Genomic DNA, 17488 nt, shown 5'->3' on the forward strand with positions numbered 1-17488 from the left:
CTTACGGGTAGAGCAGGCGCTTGCTCCAGCGCCCCTCGGCGCCGGCCTCATAGCACCAGCGTTCATGCAGCCGGAACTGCGCGCCGTACCAGAATTCGATGCGGTCGGGTACCACGCGCAGACCGCTCCAACCATCCGGGCGGGGCACGTCCTTGCCTTCGAAGCGGGCTTCGATCTCGGCCACGCGGGCGTCGAACTCCTCGCGCGTTGCCAGCGTCTTCGACTGCTGCGAGGCCCAGGCGCCGATCTGGCTCATGCGTGGGCGGCTGGCGAAATAGGCATCGGCCTCGGTGTCTGCCACCTGCTCGACACGGCCCTCGATGCGCACCTGGATGCCGGCCTCGCGCAGGCTGCGCCACAGGAACAGCAGCGCGGCCTGTGGGTTGGCCTGCAGTTCCCGGCCCTTGTGGCTGTCCAGGTGGGTGTAGAACACGAAGCCACGCTCATCGAAGGCCTTCAGCAGCACAGTGCGCGCCGAGGGACGGCCCCGTGTATCGGCGGTGGCCACGGTCATCGCGTTCGGCTCGACCTCGCGGCTCTGTTTGGCCTCTTCGAACAGGCCGGCAAACGTGGACAGGGCTTCGGCGTACAGGTCGCTCATGATTGCGGTCTTCTCACACGGATTGGGCTATTGTGGCTGCATGGCCGCTGCTGCGTATATGCCCCAGGTGAAAGGATTCCCCGAAACATTGGCCGAACAGGTGCTGGACGATGCACTGGGCAGCGGCGCAGCAGTGCCAGTATTGGCGATCAGCGGCCTGCAGGGGAGCGGCAAATCGACGCTGGCCGCGCAGGTGGTGGCGCGCGCACAGGCACGCGGCCTGAACGCCGCTACGTTGTCGATCGATGACGTCTACCTCACCCGCGCGCAGCGCCAGCGACTGGCCCGCCAGGTGCACCCGCTGCTGATCACCCGTGGCCCGCCCGGCACCCATGACCTGCCGCTGGCCCACGCGGTGCTGGACGCGGTGGCCGCACGCCAGCCCTTCGCGATGCCGCGCTTCGACAAGCTGGCCGACGAGCGCCTGCCCGAGGCGCAATGGCCGCAGTTGCAGCAACCATTGGACCTGCTGGTATTCGAAGGCTGGTTCCTGGGCACACCGGCACAGGATGACGACGCGCTTGAAAGTCCGCTGAACGCGCTGGAGCGCGAGGCCGACGGCGATGGCCGCTGGCGCCGCTGGTGCAACCAGGCGCTGGCCCGCGACTACCCTGCGTTGTGGCAGCGCTGCGACCGCCTGTGGTTCCTGCAGCCGCCGGATTTCTCGGTGGTGCCGCGCTGGCGCTGGCAGCAGGAACAGAACCTGCAGGCCGCGCAGCCGGGCCGGCACGGCATGAGCCGGCCGCAGCTGGAGCGCTTCGTGCAGTACTACGAGCGGGTCAGCCGGCAGGCACTGCATGCCCTCCCGCGCCTGGCCGACCACGTGGTGATGCTTGATGGCCAGCGCCAGGTGCAGGCGGTGCGCTGAGGGCGCCTATTCCACCAGGAACGTCACCCGCAGGTTGACCCGCCATTCGGTGATTTCGCCGTTGCCATCGGTCACCACTTTGGTTTCGTTGATCCAGGCACCCTGGATGCCCTTGACCGTCCCGGACACCTTCTTCAAGCCACTGCGCACGGCATCCTCCACGCTCTTGGGCGAGGACGCATTGATTTCGATGACTTTGGCGACCGTCATGGCGGGTACTCCGTCAGGCGCGGGAAAACCCCCGCAGGAACGGCCACCCTGACGTGAAGAACGTAAAGGCCACGGCACAGAGGTGTTAGGATCACAGGGGCATGAATCCTGCTCCGAACCTGATCCTGATCGGCCCGATGGGCGCCGGTAAAACCTGCATCGGCCGCCGCCTGGCCGAGCGCTTCACGCTGGACTTCGTCGATGTCGACCAGGCCATCGTCGATGCCGCCGGCGCCAGCATCCCGACCATTTTCGAGCATTCCGGCGAAGCCGGCTTCCGGGCCCATGAACGCCAGGCCCTTGCACGCGTGCTGGACGGCCGCGGCAAGCTGGTTTCCACCGGTGGCGGCGCCGTGCTGGATCCCGGCAACCGTGCACTGATCGCCCGGCGCGGCTTCGTGGTCTACCTGCGGGTCAGTGTGGCCGCGCAGCTGGAACGGCTGGCCCGCGACAAGGCTCGGCCGTTGCTGCAGCGCCCGGACCGCGAGCAGGTGCTGCACGATCTGGCTGCACACCGCGACCCGCTGTACCGCGAACTGGCCGACCTCACCCTTGATACCGACCCGTATACCGCTGCCGACGCGACCGCCCACCTGGTGGTCAAGCTGGCCACGCAATGGCAGCGCCAGGACCTGACCGCATGACTTCCCCCGCCCTGCTGCAGGTCGCCGTTGGCGGCGACCGCCCTTACTCCATCACCATCGGCGCCGGTGCCCAGGCCGACGGCGCCGCGCTGGCCTCGCATGTTCGCGGCCGCCACGTACTGCTGCTCAGCGACAGCGAAGTGGCCCCGCGCTATCTGGACGCCGTGAAGCAGACGCTGTTGGCCGCACGCCCCGACCTGATCGTCGGCGAGCACGTGCTGGCCGCGGGCGAAGCCTCCAAGACCCTGGCCGAATTCGGCCGCGCGATCGAAGCGCTGGCCGCGCTCGGCGCCACCCGAGATGCCTGCGTGTTCGCACTCGGCGGCGGCGTGGTCGGTGACCTTGCCGGGTTCGCTGCCGCCTGCTGGATGCGCGGCGTGGACTGCGTACAGCTTCCGACAACCCTGTTGGCGATGGTCGATTCGTCGGTGGGCGGCAAGACCGCAGTCGACATTCCGGCCGGCAAGAACCTGGTCGGCGCGTTCCATCCGCCGCGCGCGGTGATCGCCGATACCCGCGTGCTCGCCACCCTGCCGCCGCGCGAGCTGCGCGCCGGCCTGGCCGAAGTGGTGAAGTACGGCGCACTCGGCGACGCGGTGTTCTTCGAATGGCTGCAGCAGCATGCCGATGCGCTGATCGCCGGCGAAGACAACGTGCTTTCCGAAGCCATCGCGCGCAGCTGCCGGCACAAGGCTGCCATCGTCGAGCGCGATCCGTTCGAGAAGGGCGAGCGTGCCCTGCTCAACCTCGGCCATACCTTCGGCCATGCCATCGAGACCGAACAGGGCTATTCGGCCCCGGGCCGCGATGCGCTGAACCATGGCGAGGCGGTGGCGGTGGGCATGGTGCTGGCGGCAAAGCTGTCCTCCGACCTCGGCCTGGCCGACGACGCCGACCGCGCGCGCCTGCAGGCGCTGCTGGAACGCCTCGGCCTGCCGGTGGCGATCCCGGACGGGCTGGACCCGCAGGCCCTGCTCGGCCGCATGCGCCTGGACAAGAAGAACGTGGCCGGCCGCCTGCGCCTGGTGCTGTGGCGTGGCATGGGCCGCGCTGAAGTGGTGCCGGACGTGGATGAAGCGGCGGTGCTGAAGGTGCTGGGCGCGGGCTGATCGTTTCCGCGCTCGCCGGGCATGGCCCGGCGCTACCGGGGAGGTTTCATGAGACTGCCGGCCAGCGGCCGGCACGACCGCGTTGCGGCCGGGGTCACCCTGGCCCCGCTACAATCGGCGCCATGCACGTCTTCCTGCAACATCCCGACGCCGGTGCGCAGGCACCGCGTTTCCTGCGCCTGAGCCTGCTGCCGGACCTGTTCGGTGGCTGGGAGCTGCTGCGCGAGAGCGGCCGCGTCGGCAGCCGCTCGCAGCTGCGGCGCGAACTGTTCCTGCAGGCCGACGAAGCCCGCCACGCCTTCGAGAAGGCCCGCGATGCCGAATTGCATCGCGGCTTCCAGATCCTTTCGCACGGCGACTGACGCCGCTGCTCCTCCCGTCCAAGGAATGCCCATCGTGACCAGCCCTCTCCGCAACGATCGCCTGCTGCGCGCCCTGCGCCGCGAACCGGTGGACTGCACCCCCGTCTGGCTGATGCGCCAGGCCGGCCGCTACCTGCCGGAATACCGCGCGACCCGGGCCAAGGCAGGCAGTTTCCTGGCCATGGCCAAGACCCCGGAGATCGCCTGCGAAGTCACCCTGCAGCCGCTGCGCCGCTTCCCGCTGGACGCGGCCATCCTGTTCTCGGACATCCTCACCATTCCCGATGCGATGGGCCTGGAGCTGTACTTCGTCGAAGGCGAAGGCCCGAAGTTCCGCCACCCGGTGCGTGATGAAGCGGCCATCGCCAAGCTGGCGGTGCCGGACATGGAACAGGACCTGGGCTACGTGATGGATGCGGTACGCCTGATCCGCCGCGAGCTGGACGGCCAGGTGCCGCTGATCGGCTTCTCCGGCAGCCCGTGGACGCTGGCCTGCTACATGGTGGAAGGCGGCGGCAGCAAGGATTTCGCGCGCATCAAGGCGATGGCGCTGAACCATCCGCAGGCCCTGCATCGCCTGCTGGAGGTCACCACCGAAGCGGTGATTGCCTACCTCGGCGCGCAGCGCGCGGCCGGTGCGCAGGCGCTGCAGGTGTTCGACACCTGGGGCGGCGTACTCTCGCCGGCGATGTACCGCGAGTTCTCGCTGCGCTACCTGCAGCGGATTGCCCAGGGCCTGGACCGTGGCGAGGGCAGCGAGCGCACCCCGCTGATCCTGTTCGGCAAGGGCACCGGCCTGCACCTGGAAGCGCTGTCGCAGACCGGTGCCGATGCACTGGGCCTGGACTGGACGCTGGACCTGGACGAGGCGATGCGCCGCACCCGTGGCCGCGTCGCGCTGCAGGGCAACCTCGACCCGACCACGCTGTACGCTTCACCGGATGCGATCGCCGCGGCCGCCGCGCGCGTGCTCGACACCTACGCGGCCGGCAACGGCGGTTCGCGCGAGGGCCATGTGTTCAACCTCGGCCATGGCATGTCGCCGGACATGGACCCTGCGCATGTGCAGGTTCTGGTCGACGCGGTGCACGCGCACAGCCAACGCTGAGCATTGCGCATGCAGGTACGGCGCGTCCTTGATCGCGCCGTGACCCGCATTGCGCGATCATGGCGGTCCCCACGCTGCACCGGCCGCACGCCATGCCTACATCGTCATCGACCTACAACCGCCACCGCCCCCTGCTGTGGTTGGTGTCCTTGGCGATCTTCATGCAGATGCTGGACTCGACCATCGTCAACACGGCCCTGCCGGCAATGGCGGCGAGCCTGGGCGAGAGCCCGCTGCAGATGCAGTCGGTGGTGTTCAGCTATGCGCTGGCGGTGGCCACCTTCATTCCTGCCTCGGGCTGGATCGCCGACCGCTACGGCACCCGGCGCACCTTCCTGGTGGCGATCATCCTGTTCACCCTCGGCTCGCTGGCCTGCGCGCTGGCCCAGCACCTGCACCAGCTGGTCGGCGCGCGCGTGCTGCAGGGCATCGGCGGTGCGATGCTGCTGCCGGTCGGTCGGCTGGCAGTGATGCGTTCGGTGCCGCGCGAGGATTTCCTGCGCGCGATGAGCTTCATCGCCATCCCGGCCCTGGTCGGCCCGTTGATCGGCCCGACGCTGGGCGGCTGGCTGGTCGAGATCGCCTCGTGGCACTGGGTGTTCCTGATCAACCTGCCGATCGGCGTGATCGGTTTCATCGCCGCGATGAAGATCATGCCCGACCACTACGCCAGCCATCGCACACGTTTCGACCTGCGCGGCTACATCATGCTGGCCTTCGCGATGGTGGTGTTGTCGCTGGCGCTGGACGGCATCTCCGGGCTCGGTACGCCACACGCATTGGTCATGCTGATGACCGTCGCCGGCCTGGCCGCGCTGGTGGGTTACTGGCTGCACGCCGCCAACTCCACTGCGCCCTTGTTCTCGCTGGCACTGTTCCGCGTGCCCAGCTACCGCATCGGCATTCTCGGCAACCTGTTCTCGCGCATTGGCAGCAGCGCCATGCCGATGCTGATTCCGCTGCTGCTGCAGGTCGGCCTCGGCCTGGGCCCGATGCACGCTGGCCTGATGATGGTGCCGGTGGCGGCCGCCGGCATGGTGTCGAAGAAGCTGGCGGTAAAGCTGGTCGAGCGCTACGGCTACCGCCGCGTGCTGATGGTCAACACCGTGCTGGTCGGCCTGGCAATGGCCAGCTTCATCCTGATGACACCGGGCCAGCACCTGGCCTGGCGCCTGTTGCAGCTGGCGTTCTTCGGCGCGGTCAATTCCCTGCAGTTCACCGTGATGAACACCGTGACCCTGCGCGATCTGGACCGCGAATTTGCCAGTTCCGGCAACAGCCTGCTGTCGATGGTGATGATGCTGGCCGCCGGTTTCGGCGCCGCAGCCGCCGGCAGCCTGCTGGCCGCGTTCGGCACCCACCTGGACAGCACCGACGCTACTGCGGCGTTGCATGCCACGTTCCTGTGCGTGGGCGCGATCACGCTGACCTCGACGATGATCTTCTGGCAGCTGCCCGACACCAAGCCTGAACCGCGGCAGGTCGAGCACGTCGCGGAGTGAGGTCTGGCAGGGCCTGCGGCCCTGCACCCGCTACACGCAACGGCAACGGCTGAAGCAACAGCCAAAGCAGCATTCCGTGGGATGGTGGGGCGGTGTCGGGTTGCGGGGACGCCGCAAGTACGTCCTTGTAGGCTTGGCAGCCGCATCCATGCGGCTGACACCCCGCAACCCGACACCGCCCCACCTCTGACAGATGGTCGCTGCTGTTGGTGGCTGTCGACCTTGGTCGACACATCGGTCAGAAATCGAAATGAACATAGGGTCAGATCCATTTTGATATCTGGCAGAGATTCATCCACGCATGGCGTGGATCTTATCTCTTGCCGATCTGGCACCTTGGGTGCCGAGAGCCCGGCGTGGGCGACCGTGTGGATCCAGGTCTTGCGACCGAGAAGTAGCTTGGGTCCCCACGCCGGATTCTCCCTGAACTGCCCGAACAGTTGGTTGAGTTGGCGCTCGAACTGATAAGACTGGGCAAGCGGGGGGAGCTCTCGACCCTGTCAGCCTAGCGGAGATCTGCCATGTTTGGGATCGGGATCGATGTGAGCAAAGCCACCCTGGATGTGGCTGTTCATGAAGAGCAGTTTCGTCAATTCAGCAACGACAAGCGCGGCTTTCTGCGCTTGATCCGATGGCTGAAGAAGTGGGCGATCAAGCAGGTCGTTCTTGAGGCGAGCGGGGGTTACGAGCGTGCTGCTTTGGATGCACTGTACGCTGCTGGCCTTCCCGTGGTGCGCATCAATCCGGCGCGTGCGCGGCGATTTGCGCAAGGCACGGGCCGGGCCGCTAAAACCGATCGGCTCGATGCCACGGTACTGGCGCAGATGGCCCATCTGTTGCCGCTGACCCGCTACGTACCGCCTGCACCCTGGCAACAGCGACTGGCTGAATTTGGGCAATGCCGCAGGCATCTGGTGCAGATGCGGGTCAGTGAGATGCAGCGCCTGCGGCGCTTGGCTGATCCGGACCTGATTGCAATAAAGCAACGCCATATAGCGCAGCTGTCTGACGACCTGAAGCAGTTGGATAAAGCCATTGCCGAGCAGCTTGAAGGACAGCCTGGCTGGAAAGACATCGGCTCTCTCAAAGGCGTCGGCCCCATCCTGATCAGCACACTGGCCTGCGAGCTGCCCGAACTGGGTCGCCTGGGAAGCAAAGCCATAGCGTCGCTGGTGGGGTTGGCCCCAATGAACCGCGAAAGTGGCACCTGGCAGGGCCAACGGCGCATCAGTGGTGGGCGCGCGGTGGTACGTGAAGCCCTCTACATGGCGGCGCTGACAGCCATCCGGTACGAGCCACGGCTGCGTGCGTTTTACGCTGGCCTGAAGGCCAAGGGCAAAGCGAGCAAGGTGGCACTGGTGGCGGTCATGCGCAAAATGCTGGTGATCCTCAATGCCCGCAAACGGGACGCCGAGGTGGCCCTCGGCAGCCCCTGACAAGACAGTTGCTACTGGCCACCAGGACAGGTCTCGAGGGAAAGCCCCCTGAGTCAGGGGGCGGCCGCGAAGCGGCCGGGGTATGGGTGCTGGTAAGAGGGGCCCGCGTTTCGCGCAGCGAAGCGTGGGAGCGACAGCGCGCATGCGATGGCGTGTACCAGGGCCGCAGGCCCTGCTGAATCCCTACCTTCCCATCGCCCTGGCGATCGCTTCCACCAGCAGCTCGCCGGTCACCGGCTTGCGCAGGAAGCCACCGATGCCGGCCGCTTCCACCTGCTGCTGAAGGTCCGGATCGGTGCGTGCGGTCACCGCCAGCAACGGCAGCATGTAGCCCTGGTTGCGCAGGTGCTGGGCCAGTTCGAAGCCGCTCAGGCCCGGGAGGTCCAGATCCAGCAGGCCGACGTCGAAATCGCCGGCACTGATCTCGCGCAGCGCCGCCAGCGCGTGGCCCGCATGCACCACCTCGTGGCCGCGTGCGCTCAACAGCCCCCGCACCACATCGGCCACGGTGGCATCGTCCTCGACCAGCAGCACCCGCAGCGGTGGCATGTTCGCCGCCTCGTCGCGATTGCCCTCCCCGGACGCCTCGGCATCACTGTCCACCACCAGTGGCAACGGCAGGGTCACGCCGAAACAGGTGCCTCGGCCCAGCTGGCTCTCCACCTGGATCCGCCCCTGCATTGCATGGGCCAGCTCGCGGCAGATCGCCAGGCCGAGGCCGCTGCCACCGTACTGCGCTGCGGTACGTGCACCGTCGGCCTGCTCGAAGCGGCGGAACAGGCGCTGCTGCTGTTCCTGGCTGATGCCGGGGCCGGTATCGCGCACTTCGAAATGCAGCGCGCGCAGTTCGCCATCGCAGCGTGCATGCAGGGTAATCGTGCCGCGGCTGGTGAATTTCACTGCATTGGACAACAGGTTGAGCAGGATCTGCCGCACGCGCATGGCATCACCGGTCGCCTGCAGGCCCGGCGGCAGCTGGTTGTCGAGGGTGAAGCGCAGGCCCTTCTGTGCGGCCAGCGGGCCCATCAGGGCCGCGAGGTCGTGCAACAGGCCATTCAAGGCAAACGACTGCGACTGCAGTTCCAGGCGGCCGGACTCGATACGCGCCAGGTCCAGCGCATCGTTGACCAGGTGCAGCAGGTGCTCGCCAGCATGCCGGATCGACTGCGTGTAGCCACGCTGCTGCGGGTCCAGTGGTGATGCCAGCAGCAACTCGCTCATGCCCAGCACGCCGGTCATCGGTGTACGGATCTCATGGCCAAGGTTGGCCAGGAAGCGGGTCTTGGCCGCCGAGGCCTGCTCGGCCAGTTCCTGCTTGTGCAGCGCCAACTGGTAGGCGTGGCGCCGCTGCAGGCGGCGTCGGTACAGCCAGGCGAACCAGCTGGTCAGCAGCAATCCGACCGACGCCAGCACCAGCAGGCCGGACAGGCTGCGCCACCACGGCGGCTGCACGCGGAATTCCAGGCTCTGCACCCGCGACCACACATGGTCGGCCGAGCGTGCCTGTACTTCCAGCCGGTAACTTCCCGGCGCCAGGCGCGAGAACAGGCGCTCGCCCGCCGGGCCGACTTCGACCCAATCCGGATCGTAGCCCGCCAAGCGGTAGCGGTAGGTATTGGACGCCGAGTCGGCGAAGGACAGCAATCGCGCGACGATGCGCAGGTCGCGGTCGCCATCGGCGATCTGCAACGGTGCATCGTGGGTCATGTCCAGCACCTGCTCGTTGCGGCGCACTTCCACCCGCTCGATCACCAGTGGGGCGCGACGTACCGAAGGCCGCACCTGCTCCGGGTCGAACACCACGGCGCCCGCCGCTGTTCCGGCCACCAGGTGGCCATCGGCTGCTGCAATCAAGGTGTGCTCGCGGAACTCCTGGCTTGGCAGGCCGTCGTGCACGCCATACAGGCGCACGCTCTGCCCATCGGCGCTGACACGTACCAGGCCGCGTGCGCTGGTCGCCCAGGCCACGCCCTGCGCATCCACCACCAGGCCAGAGGCGGAGATCGCCGGATAGCCCTGTTCGGCACCGACCACCGCCTGCCGTTCCAGGCGCCCCTGGCTCCAGCGATATCGCGACAGGCGCCCGTCCTCGGACAACCAGACCTGGCCATCGCCGCCCACATGCAGCGCATGGATGGCGGTTGCCGGCGCCCCCGGCACCGGCTGGAAGCGCTCGCTTTCCGGCAACCACTGCAGCAGGCCACGACTGCTGGCCAGCCAGATGTGGTCCTGCGGACCGCATTCCACATCGAGGTTGAGCTGGCCCTGCTGCAGTCCACGCTGGCCATTGTCCAGCTGGCGACGCACGCGCCCGTCGAGGTCGCGCTGCTGCAGGCCTGCGGGCAGCATCAACCAGAGGCTGTCGCCATCGCAGGTCATCATCGCTTCGATGACCCCTTCCATCGCTGCATCGGCACCGGCGTCGCGCCCCCAGCGGCGCACGTCGCGCCGTTGCGGGTCGTAGCGCACCAGCGCATCGGTCGACCCGATCCAGACCTGGCCGCGACGGTCCTCACGCACCGACGACAACCAGTGCATGCCGTTGACCCAGGTACGGTGCTGCTCGATCCTGCCGGTTTTCGGGTCGAAGCGATCCAGCGCGCCATGGCTGCCCACGGTCCAGACGCCGCCATTGCTGGACGGGCTGGTGCCCAGCACCAGCGCATTGCGCAGCGAACTGGGGTCGTCCTCCAGGCGCGACAGCACCGAGAACTGCCACCAGCGTGGCAGCAGGTGCCACAGCCCGGCATTGGTGCTGGCCAACCAGATGCCCCCCTCCCGATCCTCATAGGCACCGGTCCAGTTCGGTCGTACCGGCCCGCGCGCGATCGCGCTGTACAGCGGCACGGTCTGGTACTGGCCATCGACCGCGCGCCCCAGCCCGGTGCGCGTATCCAGCCAGTGCCCGCCCTGCTCGTCGCGCAGCATCATGCCCAGCACCTGCTCGCCCGGCGGAAGCTTCCACGGGGGTGCCTCGAAGCGCCCATCCGGGCGGCGCACGGTGGCCCCGGCCAACGTGCTGATCCACAGGCTGCCATCCGGTTCGGTGGTCAAGCCGTTGATCAGCAGACTGGGAATGACGTCCGTACCGACACGCTCGAAGTCGGTCCCGGTCCAGCGCGCCACGCCATGCTTGGTGCCGATCCACAGGCTGCCATCGGGCAGCGTGGCCAGGTAGGGCACCGACGCGGAGGGCAGGCTGCGCGGATTGTTCGGCTCGGGCAGGAAGCGCTGCAGGCGGTCATGGCTGTCCAATCGATACAGGCCACCTTCGTGGGTACCGAACCAGATCGAGCCGTCAGGCGTGCTGGCCAGGCTCCAGACCGTGTTGGTGCCCATCAACGGCTGGCTGCTGCGGTCGTAGAAGTGCAGCTGCCGGCGGTCGGCCGACATGCGCACCAGGCCGGCATTCTCGGTCCCTATCCACAGCTGGTTGCGGGCATCGACCAGCACCGTCCAGATGCGGTTGTCACGCAGCCCGTCCTCCGAGCGCCACACCCGGTAGGTGCGCCCGTCATAACGGGCCAGGCCATCGTTGGTGGCGATCCACAGGTAACCGTACCGGTCCTCGGCCATGCGGTTGACGGTATTGGACGGCAAGCCATCGAACACCGTCACCTGCCGCGGGCTGGGAGGCACCGGCTGTGCCGCAGCGGGCAACGCGCAGCACAGCAGGACCAGCAGCAGCATCGCCGCCCGCAGATACACCACCGATTGCCTCCTCACGCTGATCCTGATGATTCCCGCGCTGCGGGCGTCGGCATGGTAAACCGAAAGTCGCGCCGTTCACGCCCGACGCCGACGCAGTCACGCAGTCGCCTGCCGTTTCGCACGCGCCTGGGCGATGGCTGCCACCAACAGGTCGCCGGTCACCGGCTTGCGCAGGAAGCCATCGAAGCCTGCGGCCAGTACCTGGGTTTCGGCATAGGCATCGGAACGGGCAGTCACTGCCACCAGGGGCAGTTCATAGCCCATGGTGCGCAGCTGGCGGGCGATGGCCGTACCGTCCAGTGCGGGCAGATCAAGATCGAGCAGGCCGACGTCGAAACCCTCGGTGGCGATCTCCGACAGCGCGCCCAGGCCATGCAGCACGTGCACCACCTCGTGCCCGCGCACTCGCAGCAGACCAGCGATGACTTCGGCCACCGTGGCATCGTCCTCGACCAGCAGGATGCGCAGCGGCGGCAGTTCCGGCAGGGCCGCCACCTCGCCCGCCGTGCTGGCGGACTGCCGCGTCCAGGGCAATGGCAGGCGCACACGGAACCGCGCGCCCTTGCCTGGCTGGCTTTCCACTTCGATACATCCGCCCATGGCCATCGCAAGTTCCTGGCAGATCGCCAGCCCCAGCCCGCTGCCACCGTAGCGCGATGCGGTGCGCGGGCCGTCGGCCTGTTCGAATCGATGGAACAGGCGCTGCTGCTGCTCGGCATTGATGCCCGGGCCACTGTCATGCACTTCGAAACACAGGCCGCCCTTTTCTTCCAGGCGTACGGCCAGGCCGACGTGGCCACGCTCGGTGAACTTGATGGCGTTGCCGAGCAGGTTCAGCAGGATCTGGCGCACACGCATTTCGTCGCCGCTGACGCTGACCGGCCCTGCGGGGTCCTCACCACGCTGGAATTCAAGCTGGCGCTGCTGCGCCATCGGCTGCATCAGGCCCTGCACCTGGTCGAGCAGCTCCTCCAGGTCGAACGGATGCAGGTCCAGCTCCAGCCGCCCGGCTTCGATGCGGGCCAGGTCCAGCGCATCGTTGACCAGCCGCAGCAGATGGCTGCCGGCCTGCTGGATCGACCCCGCGTAACCGCGCTGCACCGGATCGAGCGGAGTGGCCAGCAGCAGCTCGCTCATGCCCAGCACGCCGGTCATCGGCGTGCGCACTTCGTGGCCAAGCGTGGCCAGGAAACGGCTCTTGGCCTGGGAGGCCTGCTCGGCCAGCTGCTGCTTGTGCACCGTCAGCTGCCATTGCTGGCGACGACGCAGCCGCGCGCGGACCGACCAGACCAGGACCACCAACAGCAGCGACCCCAGCAGGATGTAACCGAAAATCGCCATGCCGCTGCGCCACCACGGCGGCAGCACCTTCACATGCAACTGCTGCGAAGGCGTCCATGCGCCCCGGGCGGTCGCCGCCTGCACCTCGATGACGTAGCTGCCGGTCGGCAGCCGCGACAGGGTGCGCTGGCCATCGCCACCCTGCTCCACCCAATCCTGATCGTAACCCTGCACGCGGAAACGGTAACGGTTGCCCTGCGGGCTGGCGTAGGACAGCAGCCGTGCATCGATCTGAAGATCGCGGTCATCCGGTCCCAGCAACAGGGTGCCGGTGACCGGCAACGGTTGCCAGCCGCGCGCATCATCGCGGCGCACCCGCACTTCGGCGATCACCAGCGATGAAGACGGCAGCACGGTGTCGTCGGCATTCACATCGAAGGCAACCAACCCGGTCTGGGTGACGGCCAGCACGCGGCCATCGGCGTTGACCGCCGGCGGGCGGCCGGTGAACTCCGCATCGGAGAGGCCATCGCGTTCGTTGAACTGCTGCAGGCGCCGCGTCTTCGGGTCCCAGCGCAGCAGGCCGCGCGGCGTGGTGGCCCACAGCTGGCCATTGTCGGCCAGCGCCAGCCCCCCCATGGTGACCGGCGGCACGCCCGCACTGGCGTCGATGCGCTGGATCAGGCGCAGGCTCATGCCATCCCACTGGTAGCGCTCGAACGCACCTTGGCGCGCCAGCCACAACTGCTGCGGATCGATCCACACCAGGTCGTAGATGGGCCCGCGCGAAACGCCCGGTACTGCCTCGAAGCGTCCAGCCTGCTCGCGCCAGATGCCCATGTCGCCCATCACCCAGGGCCGGCCATGGGCGTCGAAGCGGATCTGCTCGATCGGCGCATCGGCCGTTCCGCGGAAATGCTCCAGCGGATAGCTGTGCAGCAGCCGCCCGTCCGGACTGCGCTGCTGCAGGTTCAGGCCCATCACCGACACCCACACCGTGCCGTCAGGCGCCTGCCGCATCAGGTCGATGCGCTGGCGCAGGTCGGCACTGCCATCGATCCGCAGATCGCGCAGCGCGCCGGTGGCCGGATCGTAGACGGTGATGCGACCGCCGCGTCCCAGCCACAGGCGACCATCCGGGCGCGGCAACACCGACCACACCACGCCATTGCCGAGCTGCCGGTCGCTGGCCAGCAGGCGCAGGGTGCCCTGCGCATCCAGCTGGTACACCCCTCGCGCCGAGCCGACGTAGTAGTTCTTCCCGTCGCTGGCCGCGCTCAACAGGTACTGGCTGTCCAGCGGCTTGCCGTCGAGCTGGTTCCAGATCGAGAAGCGCCGCCAGTCCGGCGGCAGATAGGCCAGGCCCTGGGTCAGCAGCGCCACCCACAATCCGCCCTCGTGATCCTGCAGCAGATCGAGCACGCCGCTGTGCGCGGTCAGGAAGCCGCTGCCGCGGTCGCCTTCCAGCCGGCGCAGCGCAGCCGCATCCCCTCGCAACAGGCCATCGGAGGTGCCAGCCCAGTAGCCCCCCTGGCGATCGGCCAGGACCAGGGCCGAGCGCAGCTGGGCGCTGTCGGGCCAGCGCGGGCGACTGACCCGGTCCTGGCCATCGATGCGGTACAGGCCATCGTTCTGGCTGCCTACCCAGATCGAACCCTCCGCATCACGGCTCAACCGGAGCACGCTCAGCGTACCCAGTTCCCGCGCGCCTACCGGCTCGAACCCGCTGCCATTCCAACGTGCCACACCGGCTTCGGTGCCCACCCACAGGCGGCCCTGTGCATCGACCAGGCTGGTGAAGATGCTGTTGCTGGGCAGGCCACCCGGATGCGCTGGATCATGGGTGAAAAGGCGCACGCTGCCATCTTCGCCAAGACGGCAGACGCCATGGTTGTTGGTACCGATCCACAAGGCGTCGTCGACATAGGCCAGTGCCCAGAACTGCCCCTGGCAGGTGGAATTGACCGTGTCGAAGGTCCGGAAGCGTTCGCGATCGGCATCCAGGCGGGCAACGCCCTTGCCGTTGATGCCCAGCCAGACCCGGTCCAGCGGGTCGATCAGCAGGGTCTCGATCTCGTTTCCAGGCAGCGAGCCCGGCTGTTCCGGATCGTGCTCCCAGACCCGCAGGCTGTTGCCGTCATAACGGGCGAGCCCACCGTCAGTGGCCGCCCAGATGTGGCCCTGGCGGTCCTCGGCCAGCGCCACCACCATGCGCGACGGCAAGCCTTCGGCGGCACCGAATCGGCGCAGGCGCGGTGTTTCTGCCATGTCCAGGGTTGCAGCCGCCGTGGCCATCGCCACCAGCAGCAGACCCATACCTGCGATGCCACGGCACCACTGGCGCCAGCCGCTCGTCATCCTGAACCCCCTGTCCTGGGCCGATTGTCACACAGGGCCGGGTTCATGGCTGCAACAGCGTGTTTCCAGCGATGGCGCCACCACGAACTGTTGCAGCCATGCACGCAACGTTGGCAGGGGGCTGTGCGTATGATCACAGCGTCCCGTTCCGGAGCCCGCCATCGATGCGTCCCTGCCTGGCCCTGCTGCCGATGCTGCTCGCCACCGCCCCTGCCTGGGCGGCCGCTGACACCTATCGCCTCGATCCGGTGCATACGCGGGTGCTGTTCTCCATCGACCACGCGGGTTACTCGCAGGCCATGGGCACGGTGTCCGGCAGCGAAGGCCGCGTGCTGTTCGATCCCGACAACTGGCGCGACGCCACCCTGGAAGTGGACATCCCCGTGTCGCGACTGGACCTGGGCGACGCCAAGTGGAACCAGGCCACGCTGGCCCGCAGCCTGCTCGACGGCGAGCGATTCCCCAGCGCACGCTTCGTCTCCAGCCGGGTCGAACCGATCGACGCCAAGCGTGCGCATGTGATCGGCACGCTGACTCTGCGCGGGGTCAGCCAGGAAGTCACCCTGGACGTGACCCTCAACGCGCTCAAGCGCTACCCGCTCCCTCCATTCCGACGCACCGCCGGGTTTTCCGCCAGTACTACGCTGAGCCGGCGCGCGTTCGGCATCACCGCCTGGCCGGGCGTCATCGGTGATGCGGTACAGGTGCGGATCGAGGCTGAAGCCACCCTCGACCGCAGCGACGCCCCGGGAACTCCCGCTCCCGTTCCACACTCCGACAACACGACGGCCCCCAAGGACCCTTCATGACCGCCAAGAACACCCCTGCCGCCTGGGGGAGTGTCAGCCAGATCCTGCACTGGTTGATCGCACTGCTGATCCTCGCCTTGGGCGTGGTTGGCCTGACCATGGGCGAACTGCCCAAGACGCCCAGGTACTTCTGGGTCTACACCGCGCACAAGTCGATCGGCATCACCGTGCTGGCGCTGGTGCTGTTCCGTCTCGGCTGGCGCCTGTATGCCGGGGCACCGAAGCCGGTGCCGGGCGTGCCCAGCTGGCAGGAACGCATCGCCAGTGCCACCCACGTGCTGTTGTATGTGCTGATGTTCGCCATCCCGCTGTCGGGCTGGCTGTACGACTCGGCCAGTGGCCTGCGCCCGTTCCGCTGGTTCGGCCTGGTCGACGTGCCCAAGCTGAGCGGCCCCGACCCGCAGGTCGTCGCGGTGTCCCATGCCCTCCACGAATACGGCTTCTGGCTGTTGATCGCGGTGGTGCTGGCCCATGCCGGCGCTGCCTTCTACCACCACCTGTTCCAGCGCGATGCAACGCTGTCCCGCATGTTGCCGCGCGGCTGGCTCGCCTCCCCTCAGAAGGACTGACCGATGAACCTGAAACTGACCACTCCGGCCGCCGTGGCCGCCGCCCTGGCCGGCATGCTGGCTACCGCCCCGGTACTTGCTGCGGACTATGCGCAGGCCCCGGGCGCCGGCTCGATCCTGGTGTTCGCCACCAAGTACGACGGCGAAGTGTTCACCGGCAGCTTCCCGGGCTTTGCCACCAAGCTCAGCTTCGACCCGGCCAACCCGGCCGCCGGTTCGCTGGACGTGGTGATTCCGCTGGCTGGCGCCAAGAGCGGCAACAGCGATCGTGACTCGACCCTGCAGGGCGCCGACTTCTTCAATGTCAGCAAGTTCGCCACCGCGCGTTACACCGCCAAGGGCTTCCGCGCGGTGGGCAACGACCAGTTCGCCGCCGATGGCACCCTGGAACTGCGCGGCGTCAGCAAGCCGGTCACCCTCACTTTCACTTGGAAGCCGGGCACCCAGCCGGTGCTGACCGGCAAGGCCACGGTCAAGCGCCTGGACTTCGGCGTCGGCGGCGGTGACTGGGCGGACACCAAGACCATCCCGGACGACACCGCAATCAGCACGATCGTGAAGTTCGACGCGAAATAAAGCGGGTCTGGTAGTGCCGGCCGCTGGCCGGCATCACCGGGCATGGCGGGGTTGCCCGCCAGCGGCCGGCACTACCGCAAGATTCAACGCCCTGCGGCCAGCCAGGCCTGCACCGTGGCCGCATCGAACGGCCAGTCCAGCTCGCGCTCGCCCTGCTCGTCGCGCAGCACCGGCACCCGCGCGCCATAGCGCGCTTCCAGCGCCGGCTGGTCATCGAGGAACACCGACTCGAACTCCGGCGCCCGCGCTTTGGCCAGTTCGGCCAGCGCCAGGTCGCACAGGTGGCAATCGTCACGCTGGATCAGGGTCAACACCGGTCAGGCTCCCGTGGCGGAAATGCTGCG

Annotated in this window: 15 protein-coding genes; 10 read left to right on the top strand and 5 right to left on the bottom strand. The window is 67.8% G+C overall.

Annotated features, from left to right (window positions below):
* Position 1: 1 nt before the first annotated feature.
* Complete coding sequence (gene pdxH / locus B9Y82_RS13520) at positions 2–601, bottom strand: pyridoxamine 5'-phosphate oxidase (RefSeq protein ID WP_100473610.1); 600 nt, start codon at positions 599–601, stop codon at positions 2–4.
* Between the two features lie 40 nt (positions 602–641).
* Here pdxH and B9Y82_RS13525 point away from each other — a divergent pair, with 40 nt between their 5' ends.
* On the top strand, positions 642–1469 hold the full coding sequence (locus B9Y82_RS13525) for a kinase (protein WP_100473611.1): 828 nt from the start codon (positions 642–644) through the stop codon (positions 1467–1469).
* 6 nt (positions 1470–1475) lie between these two features.
* On the opposite strand, the gene B9Y82_RS13530 is transcribed toward B9Y82_RS13525, so the two are convergent.
* On the bottom strand, positions 1476–1679 hold the full coding sequence (locus tag B9Y82_RS13530; protein ID WP_012511846.1) for a dodecin family protein: 204 nt from the start codon (positions 1677–1679) through the stop codon (positions 1476–1478).
* 101 nt (positions 1680–1780) lie between these two features.
* Between B9Y82_RS13530 and B9Y82_RS13535 the strand changes: the two genes are divergently transcribed.
* From B9Y82_RS13535 to B9Y82_RS13560, 6 genes are all read left to right on the top strand, one after another.
* Positions 1781–2323 (top strand): shikimate kinase, encoded by a 543-nt coding sequence (locus B9Y82_RS13535; protein ID WP_100473612.1) that lies wholly within the window; start codon positions 1781–1783, stop codon positions 2321–2323.
* Entirely contained in the window at positions 2320–3432 is a 1113-nt protein-coding gene (gene aroB, locus B9Y82_RS13540; protein ID WP_100473613.1) for a 3-dehydroquinate synthase, read from the top strand. Before B9Y82_RS13535 ends, aroB begins: the two co-directional genes overlap by 4 nt.
* Before the next feature lie 122 nt (positions 3433–3554).
* Positions 3555–3794 carry a WGR domain-containing protein gene (locus B9Y82_RS13545; RefSeq protein ID WP_100473614.1) on the top strand — a complete coding sequence of 80 codons (240 nt, stop codon included), beginning with the start codon at positions 3555–3557 and terminating at the stop codon, positions 3792–3794.
* Between the two features lie 25 nt (positions 3795–3819).
* Positions 3820–4902, top strand: coding sequence for a uroporphyrinogen decarboxylase (gene hemE, locus B9Y82_RS13550; RefSeq protein WP_100473615.1), 1083 nt, complete (start codon positions 3820–3822; stop codon positions 4900–4902).
* 92 nt (positions 4903–4994) lie between these two features.
* On the top strand, positions 4995–6404 hold the full coding sequence (gene mdtD, locus B9Y82_RS13555; protein ID WP_100475236.1) for a multidrug transporter subunit MdtD: 1410 nt from the start codon (positions 4995–4997) through the stop codon (positions 6402–6404).
* 521 nt (positions 6405–6925) lie between these two features.
* Complete coding sequence (locus B9Y82_RS13560; RefSeq protein ID WP_100473616.1) at positions 6926–7840, top strand: IS110 family transposase; 915 nt, start codon at positions 6926–6928, stop codon at positions 7838–7840.
* Positions 7841–8023: 183 nt separating this feature from the next.
* Here B9Y82_RS13560 and B9Y82_RS13565 read toward each other — a convergent pair whose 3' ends face one another.
* Entirely contained in the window at positions 8024–11551 is a 3528-nt protein-coding gene (locus tag B9Y82_RS13565; RefSeq protein ID WP_100473617.1) for a hybrid sensor histidine kinase/response regulator, read from the bottom strand.
* Between the two features lie 96 nt (positions 11552–11647).
* A complete protein-coding gene (locus B9Y82_RS13570) occupies positions 11648–15190 on the bottom strand; it encodes a sensor histidine kinase (RefSeq protein WP_100473618.1) in 3543 nt (1180 codons plus the stop codon).
* Between the two features lie 164 nt (positions 15191–15354).
* Here B9Y82_RS13570 and B9Y82_RS13575 point away from each other — a divergent pair, with 164 nt between their 5' ends.
* Genes B9Y82_RS13575 through B9Y82_RS13585 form a run of 3 tightly spaced genes read left to right on the top strand, consistent with a single transcriptional unit; the run spans position 15355 to position 17144 of the window.
* Complete coding sequence (locus B9Y82_RS13575) at positions 15355–15999, top strand: YceI family protein (RefSeq protein ID WP_100473619.1); 645 nt, start codon at positions 15355–15357, stop codon at positions 15997–15999.
* The gene (locus B9Y82_RS13580) at positions 15996–16568 is read left to right on the top strand and encodes a cytochrome b (RefSeq protein ID WP_100473620.1); all 573 of its coding nucleotides are present in this window, start codon (positions 15996–15998) and stop codon (positions 16566–16568) included. Before B9Y82_RS13575 ends, B9Y82_RS13580 begins: the two co-directional genes overlap by 4 nt.
* A 3-nt stretch (positions 16569–16571) precedes the next feature.
* Positions 16572–17144, top strand: a complete 573-nt coding sequence (locus B9Y82_RS13585) for a YceI family protein (protein ID WP_100473621.1) — start codon at positions 16572–16574, stop codon at positions 17142–17144.
* An 83-nt stretch (positions 17145–17227) separates the two neighbouring features.
* Here the strand turns inward: B9Y82_RS13585 and B9Y82_RS13590 are convergent, their stop codons facing one another.
* Complete coding sequence (locus B9Y82_RS13590) at positions 17228–17458, bottom strand: glutaredoxin family protein (protein ID WP_100473622.1); 231 nt, start codon at positions 17456–17458, stop codon at positions 17228–17230.
* Positions 17459–17488: the final 30 nt, after the last annotated feature.

Source organism: Stenotrophomonas maltophilia (genome assembly GCF_002799155.1).
Taxonomy (GTDB): domain Bacteria; phylum Pseudomonadota; class Gammaproteobacteria; order Xanthomonadales; family Xanthomonadaceae; genus Stenotrophomonas; species Stenotrophomonas maltophilia_R.

Excerpts from the sequence above, each read along its gene's own strand:
- pdxH (WP_100473610.1), bottom strand. The coding sequence starts at position 601 with ATGAGCGACCTGTACGCCGAAGCCCTGTCCACGTTTGCCGGCCTGTTC.
- B9Y82_RS13525 (WP_100473611.1), top strand. The coding sequence starts at position 642 with ATGGCCGCTGCTGCGTATATGCCCCAGGTGAAAGGATTCCCCGAAACA.
- B9Y82_RS13530 (WP_012511846.1), bottom strand. The coding sequence starts at position 1,679 with ATGACGGTCGCCAAAGTCATCGAAATCAATGCGTCCTCGCCCAAGAGC.
- B9Y82_RS13535 (WP_100473612.1), top strand. The coding sequence starts at position 1,781 with ATGAATCCTGCTCCGAACCTGATCCTGATCGGCCCGATGGGCGCCGGT.
- aroB (WP_100473613.1), top strand. The coding sequence starts at position 2,320 with ATGACTTCCCCCGCCCTGCTGCAGGTCGCCGTTGGCGGCGACCGCCCT.
- B9Y82_RS13545 (WP_100473614.1), top strand. The coding sequence starts at position 3,555 with ATGCACGTCTTCCTGCAACATCCCGACGCCGGTGCGCAGGCACCGCGT.
- hemE (WP_100473615.1), top strand. The coding sequence starts at position 3,820 with ATGCCCATCGTGACCAGCCCTCTCCGCAACGATCGCCTGCTGCGCGCC.
- mdtD (WP_100475236.1), top strand. The coding sequence starts at position 4,995 with ATGCCTACATCGTCATCGACCTACAACCGCCACCGCCCCCTGCTGTGG.
- B9Y82_RS13560 (WP_100473616.1), top strand. The coding sequence starts at position 6,926 with ATGTTTGGGATCGGGATCGATGTGAGCAAAGCCACCCTGGATGTGGCT.
- B9Y82_RS13570 (WP_100473618.1), bottom strand. The coding sequence starts at position 15,190 with ATGACGAGCGGCTGGCGCCAGTGGTGCCGTGGCATCGCAGGTATGGGT.
- B9Y82_RS13575 (WP_100473619.1), top strand. The coding sequence starts at position 15,355 with ATGCGTCCCTGCCTGGCCCTGCTGCCGATGCTGCTCGCCACCGCCCCT.
- B9Y82_RS13580 (WP_100473620.1), top strand. The coding sequence starts at position 15,996 with ATGACCGCCAAGAACACCCCTGCCGCCTGGGGGAGTGTCAGCCAGATC.
- B9Y82_RS13585 (WP_100473621.1), top strand. The coding sequence starts at position 16,572 with ATGAACCTGAAACTGACCACTCCGGCCGCCGTGGCCGCCGCCCTGGCC.